The sequence below is a fragment of the Dyella sp. genome, assembly GCF_035277725.1.
Classification (GTDB): Bacteria; Pseudomonadota; Gammaproteobacteria; order Xanthomonadales; family Rhodanobacteraceae; genus Dyella_B.
In genome coordinates, this window is the sequence record NZ_DATEJY010000190.1 from 1 (window position 1) to 6,086 (window position 6,086).

Consider the following 6,086-nt stretch of genomic DNA (forward strand, 5'->3'; position numbering starts at 1 on the left):
CCAGCGACACGTGCCCGACTCGATACCATCACTACGCTACGTTCTCAGCCTCGCGCTCGCAGCTAGCTTGCCGCGCTGTCCATGTTGCGGACGAGCACCCGTTCAGAACACCTCGTGAATTTATGACACAGTAAGATTAAGTTCGGAGCATTGGGGGTAGGGTGGGGTGCGAGCATAGAGAGCGGCGCGAGCCTGATGTCGAAGAAACCCATGGCTTCTTATCATCGCGACCTTAGGCTGCACGCTAAAGCCCCCAACCCTCCCCTGCGCGCAGGGGAGGGAACCGTATTTCGCGATGATTGAGATGCTGCTTGAATGCAGTTTAGACGTGCGCTTATCGCTGCCGCCCATCAGTTTTCAAGCACACCAAGATCAATGGAATTCGCCATCGCCTGGTAACCAGCATCGTTGGGATGCAAATGATCGCCACTGTCGTAAGCGGGCAACAGGGCAGTGGGATTGGACGGGTCGCGCACGACCTGGTCGAAATCGAGTACGCCGTCGGCGCCGTTGTTCGCCGAACGCACGAAGGCGTTCACGGCCTCGCGCTTCATTTCCCCGGCGGGGTCGTAGTACGAAGCACCGTTGTAAGGGGTAATGGTGCCCAGGTAAATCTTGATGCCATCGGCTTTCGCCTGCGCAATGGTCGCCTGCATGGCCGCGATGATCTGATCGGCGGAAACGTTTTGCTGCGGAATTTCCTCGCCTAGGCCAATGTCGTTGATACCCAATAGGATCATGACGTGAGTCGCGCCCGAAACGCCGGCAACATCGTGGGCGAATCGCGTCACGCCGGCTGGGCCGACGCCGTCGTAGATCCAGCGGTTGCCGGCGATGGCGGCGTTGACCACGCTTACGCGGCCAAGATCTTCAGCATCGGACTGCACGCGATTGTCGAGGTCGTTGGGCCAGCGACGGTTGGCATCGGTGGTCGAACCGTAACCGTCGGTGATCGAATCGCCGAACGCCACGACCACCTTGTACGGATGGGCCCATTGGTTGGCGCCGCTGATAGAGGAATCGACGGTGGATGCATCCACCTCGCTGAGCCAGTAATACATGGTCGTTGCCGTGGCATTGGCCATCGTCGCGGCACCCGCCTGGTCGCCGGGCGACAGGTAATTGGTTTGCATGCCTATCGTGTGAGTGGTGACGACGGGCGTGTTCTGCGGCACGTACAAGCTGATGGCCAGATCCGATTGCGTCGGCACCTGCAGGTAAACCGGATCGCTCCAGCGTTCTTCGCCGGGCGCGAGCGTTACGGTGCCGTTGCCGCCGAATCGGAGCCTGCGATCCGTAGCAGGATCAATGCCGCCATTGCCCGTGCTGCGTGCAACGTGAGCTTCGCCGAACGTGACCGGCGTGGTGCCGAAGAAATTGGAAAGCTTGATGCGGATCAGGCTGCCGCCATGCGATGTGTGGACGATCTGGCGCACTGACTGGTTCGAGATCGCCTGCGGTGGAACGGTAACGCCAGGAAAAAGAATGTTGTAATTCTGCGGGGCTGCATACCACATAGCGAACCATGGTGGCTGATTGCAGGCTGCCGACAACATCACAACCAGCGCCGTGACGGCGACGACTTTTCCGAGCAAAGCAAAGCTGCGGGTGCCTCTCTGGAATACGCGCTTACTCATAACCATTTCTCCTTGGTGGTGGGTTGCACGTGTGTTACGGAGGGTGGTTCGGTTTAGGAGCGTGTGCAGAAAGTGACAAGCCGCCCGGACGGGCGGACACGCGAAAACGTTCTTGAGTACGTGTGGGGAGCGGCGTTCTACTGCTGGTGGTGCGGTGAATGCGTTATGACAGGTGATGCCTTTATCTGCGTGCCCCGACTTCAATGCCGCGATAGCGATCGCCTGTTGCCGCGAAAATCAGCGTGAAAGATATGTGTAGCGATGTAGCGGTAATCTTCGCATCGAATCGCAAATCATGGCTTCATAACTGGCCGGGGCACCGCATGGTCATCACATCGGGTTTGACTAAAAAGGTCCAATTGACTGGAAAATCGAAAAGCCAATCGGTCGTCCATTGCGCATGACAGAGCATGGCGTTATGCGCGACATGTCAGGCATAAACGATCAATGTCGTGGAATACGCGCCGGCGGGAACGGTCTGAGCCTTGGTGCTGAAGGACGACATCCGATGCCCACGTAAGAGCAGAGCCTGGCGGTAACCAAGAACATCTGGAAACATGGCCGGGCTTTGTTTACGAGCCAATCAACGAAGGAAAAGAACAGTGACTCCCAACCATCCCATTTTTACGCGCTGGCCAGCGCAGCATCCTGATCGGCTCCAGCTCTTTTCACTGCCGACTCCGAACGGGGTGAAGATCGGCATCATGCTTGAGGAAACCGGCCTCGCTTATGAGCCGCATCGGATCGACATCATGGCGAACGAAAACCGCGATCCCGCCTTCATTGCACTCAACCCGAATGGCAAGATTCCAGCGATCTATGACCCCCATGGGCCGGGCGATCAACCGCTGGCGTTGTTTGAGTCGGGAGCGATCCTGATCTATCTTGCTGACAAAACGGGACAACTCCTCTCGGCCGATCCCGGCACGCGGTACGAAACGATCCAGTGGCTGATGTGGCAGATGGGAGGGATCGGGCCGATGTTCGGTCAGGTTGGCTTCTTCAACAAATTTGCCGGCAAGTCTTATGAAGACAAGCGGCCGTTGGAGCGCTACGTGACCGAATCAGCAAGACTGCTCGGTGTGCTCGATGAGCGCCTGGCAGGTCGGGATTGGGTGATGGGAGCGGATTACAGCATTGCCGATATTTCATTGATCGGCTGGGTACGTAATCTGATTGGCTTTTATGAAGCTCGTGAACTCGTCGGTTTCGATCGTTTTCTCCACGTACAGAGGTGGCTCGATCGCGCACTCTCGCGTCCGGCGGTGCAGCGCGGGCTGCTGGTAACGGCAAGTACCTGAGGAAAGCAATTTCGTTGAAATAAGAGCATCGATGTATGACTGACAAGCCAACTCCTGAAGACATCGCGCTTTGGCAAAGACGCCTGGCTTCCCGGGCCAACAACCGCGCGTGGACGCTCGCAGAAATGCTTCATCGCGCCCGCGAGGAAGATGATGAAATGCTGCACGCTGCACACGCGGCAATGTACTTCTGGAGCATGGTTGGCGAGCCAAGCCATCACGCCCATGCTGCGCAATTGCTCGCTCACGTGTATGCACTGCTCAAGCGCCCTGGACCGGCAGTACACTATTTAAGCAAAGCGCTACCATACTTCGAGCAACACGGCTGCGCGCCATGGGAGAAGGCGTTTGCCCACGCCATAGCAGCCAATGTCGCTTATGCGGAAGGCAACGCAGCGGAACACGCCAAGCAGTACGTGGACGCCCAGCAAGCCGCCGCGCACATAACCGACCCGGAGACGCGCGACATGTTCGCCGCCACGTTACGCGTCGTACCTGTGCCTAAGCTTTGAGGCATCACGAGATAGCGCATTCATTGACTGGCGATAATCATCACAAGCCGAGGGTCGCAAACCTATGTCACTTGAATACATCAATCCGGCAGATTTACCGATCCCGGAAACCTATACCCAGGTCGTCGTGGGGAAGGGCAGCAAGTTGGTATTTATTTCTGGCCAGGAACCCGAGGACATCCATGGCAAACTCGTGGGCCATGGCGATCTGGCCGCCCAAGCGCGCCAGGTGTACGCCAATCTCGGCCGCGCCCTTGCTGCCGCTGGAGCCGAGCCCCAGCATGTCGCAAGAATCACCGTCTATGTCGTCAATTACGAGCGCGACCGATGCTTGTCGATTATCGAAGAGGCGCGAAAAACCTTGTTCGGCAATCACAAGCCCGCAGATGTGGTGGTAGGTGTCGCAGCGTTGTCTCCAGGCTACTTGATCGAGGTCGATGCGATTGCGGTGCTTGATTGACGGACGTGTTGTTTGAGCAGGGCGTTCGTGGATTTTCCGCCTTCGCAGGAACGAGGAAGAGTGTCGGCCATACCTGAAGATTATCGCTTCGAACTCACATTTTTCGGCCCGGGTGCATAGCGAGTTCGCGGGCAGTCTCATAGGCTGCGTCACGGCCCATGTTCCAGTCTTCAAACCTGAGCGGCACGACGATATCCGGCTGCAGACTTTTCACCCTGACGGGATAAAACCAATTGAGCCAAAAGCATTCGCGCCAGTTGTCGCAGGGGTGTTGGTAATCGTGTTTCGCCGTTTGCGGGTAGACGCATACCTTTAGATTGGGCAAGCAGGCTTTGTTACCCTCGGAGAAAAAGGACAAACGGTCACCGACCGGCTCGCCCACGATCGTGACCCGGTCGCCGCCGGCATCTTTGGCGAATGCGGCAGTCGTGATGGCAGCGGAAAACGTCTCCGCATTGGTGAGTACGACGATGCGGCCTCCCGGCGCCAGCAAGTTCGGCAGCACATGCGTGAAATGCCAGGTATTGGTGTAATCGCCGCCACCATCGCCACGCAGGTCAAGGATCACGGCGCAAGGCGGGTTAGCACGAAGCGTTGCTTCCGTCGCAGCGAGAAACGGTGCAATGCGGTGGCTGCCGACGTCACCGATACTCTGCAGGCTCACTACCTGGGCGCAGCTGTTCGTGGCAGGAAATAGCCGGAACGGATTGTCGACATCCTGCCATGTTTCCGGCAGCTCGGCGGATTGCGGATGGTAAGCGCTCCACGCTTGCTCGGCGCCTTTGTTCGGCTCGGGCGACAACCAACGCCCGCCCTTAGGTATGCCGTCGCCCTCGTGCATCGAATAAGCGTCCAACCGACGCGTCACCGTTCGACCGTCCGCGAGTACGACAGTCCAGGTTGAAGCCTTGGGATCAGTGGCGATGCCCAAGCCGTACAGCAAGTCCTGCACGACGATGTAGGTCGCATCATTCGCCCGACGGAAATCCTCGACACCACCGCGAAGCGTATCCAACTGATGCAATACCTGATCAATCGGCTGCCCGTCGATGCTCACCACGCGACCTCCAAGCATCTCGCGATAGGCATTCTCCGCCCGAGTGACGTAGAAACCCTCCGCGAAGCGCGTCACCCTTAGCGGAAGGACCAGCGCACCCTGATCGGCCGTTGCATCCATTCGAGAATGACCATTGTTGGCGAGCGCCATCACTTGCATAAGCGCTACATGCAAGGTGGGTGACGGCAGCGCATCCGGAAGGGCTCGGAGAGCGGCGAGGCGTGCTTGCGCTGTATCACGTGCGGCGGGCGAAAAAGCACGATCGCGCGCGATCACCCTGGTGAAATAGTCGACATCTTGCTGCTGTGCCTCAAGCGGCGACGCTGGCGTCGGATAATCAGCGCTTGGCGCTGCGCGATGGAAAATGAAGTGGAACGCAAGGTTTAATCCGCCCACCATCACCATGAGGGTCAACGCGACACTTGCGGTAACAAGCATTACTCGTCGTAGGATGGCACGCATCGGTCACCCGTCTGTCCAGTCCAGGAAGCTCAGCAGCGCTGACAGGTTGCATCGGCAGTCGAAGAAGCCAGTAGTGCCGCAAGTCACACGGACTTCGGCGCATGCCATGTGCGCTTTGTGTGGCGCAACCTAGCCGAGGCACAGCTGACCCACGGGGTGTGGGGTTTCCGATTAGGGCGCGTTATCCGGGAGTAGGGCGTCGAGAGATCACTTGAAGTCGTTGCGATTTAGATCGAACGAGGATCGAGGTGGTCGCCTAGCCCCAACCTGATGCGCAATCGAAGGCGCTAGCGTGGCGCAGCTATGTCGAACAGGCGATCCTTTGTTCCGGCAATCCGTTCCAGGGCGGGATACTGTTCTCCGCCGTGATACGCAAGGGTGAGTGTCGAGGCTACATCGTCATTCTCAACAATGCATTCAATGGAAGCCAGGGTTGCTTTGGCATGCTGGATCGTTCGCTTTAAGTGATCGATCGAAAATGGTTGCCCGTCGATGGAAAGAAGCTTCATGCCCGGCAGGCGAACCGCCAACCCACTGGCATGACGATGGTCGGCGTGATCTCAATCGAAGCGACCTGCGTAGATGGCCCCTGGTACGGGTACAAAAGAACTGTATTCCAATTGAGTGCCGCGATGTTTGCATCGGTTGACCCCGAGG

At 58.0% G+C, this 6,086-nt stretch carries 6 protein-coding genes; 3 read left to right on the forward strand and 3 right to left on the reverse strand.

Annotation, left to right across the window (positions count from 1 at the left end; all coding sequences use genetic code 11):
* Positions 1–350: 350 nt before the first annotated feature.
* Entirely contained in the window at positions 351–1,637 is a 1,287-nt protein-coding gene (locus VJR68_RS16290; protein WP_324149428.1) for an SGNH/GDSL hydrolase family protein, read from the reverse strand.
* A gap of 602 nt (positions 1,638–2,239) precedes the next feature.
* Between VJR68_RS16290 and VJR68_RS16295 the strand changes: the two genes are divergently transcribed.
* The 3 genes from VJR68_RS16295 to VJR68_RS16305 all read left to right on the forward strand — a co-directional run bounded on the left by VJR68_RS16295 (position 2,240) and on the right by VJR68_RS16305 (position 3,910).
* A complete protein-coding gene (locus tag VJR68_RS16295; protein WP_324149430.1) occupies positions 2,240–2,938 on the forward strand; it encodes a glutathione S-transferase N-terminal domain-containing protein in 699 nt (232 codons plus the stop codon).
* Positions 2,939–2,973: 35 nt separating this feature from the next.
* Positions 2,974–3,450: a hypothetical protein gene (locus VJR68_RS16300; protein ID WP_324149432.1), complete on the forward strand. Its 477-nt coding sequence runs from the start codon at positions 2,974–2,976 to the stop codon at positions 3,448–3,450.
* Positions 3,451–3,514: 64 nt separating this feature from the next.
* The gene (locus VJR68_RS16305; RefSeq protein ID WP_324149434.1) at positions 3,515–3,910 is read left to right on the forward strand and encodes a RidA family protein; all 396 of its coding nucleotides are present in this window, start codon (positions 3,515–3,517) and stop codon (positions 3,908–3,910) included.
* A 94-nt stretch (positions 3,911–4,004) separates the two neighbouring features.
* Here VJR68_RS16305 and VJR68_RS16310 read toward each other — a convergent pair whose 3' ends face one another.
* Together VJR68_RS16310 and VJR68_RS16315 are read right to left on the reverse strand one after the other, a co-directional pair.
* Complete coding sequence (locus VJR68_RS16310; RefSeq protein ID WP_324149436.1) at positions 4,005–5,117, reverse strand: hypothetical protein; 1,113 nt, start codon at positions 5,115–5,117, stop codon at positions 4,005–4,007.
* 599 nt (positions 5,118–5,716) lie between these two features.
* The gene (locus VJR68_RS16315) at positions 5,717–5,938 is read right to left on the reverse strand and encodes a hypothetical protein (RefSeq protein WP_324149438.1); all 222 of its coding nucleotides are present in this window, start codon (positions 5,936–5,938) and stop codon (positions 5,717–5,719) included.
* Positions 5,939–6,086 lie beyond the last annotated feature (148 nt).

Coding starts and splice junctions, on each gene's coding strand:
- VJR68_RS16300 (WP_324149432.1), top strand. CDS start 2,974: ATGACTGACAAGCCAACTCCTGAAGACATCGCGCTTTGGCAAAGACGC.
- VJR68_RS16315 (WP_324149438.1), bottom strand. CDS start 5,938: ATGAAGCTTCTTTCCATCGACGGGCAACCATTTTCGATCGATCACTTA.
- VJR68_RS16310 (WP_324149436.1), bottom strand. CDS start 5,117: ATGGCGCTCGCCAACAATGGTCATTCTCGAATGGATGCAACGGCCGAT.
- VJR68_RS16305 (WP_324149434.1), top strand. CDS start 3,515: ATGTCACTTGAATACATCAATCCGGCAGATTTACCGATCCCGGAAACC.
- VJR68_RS16290 (WP_324149428.1), bottom strand. CDS start 1,637: ATGAGTAAGCGCGTATTCCAGAGAGGCACCCGCAGCTTTGCTTTGCTC.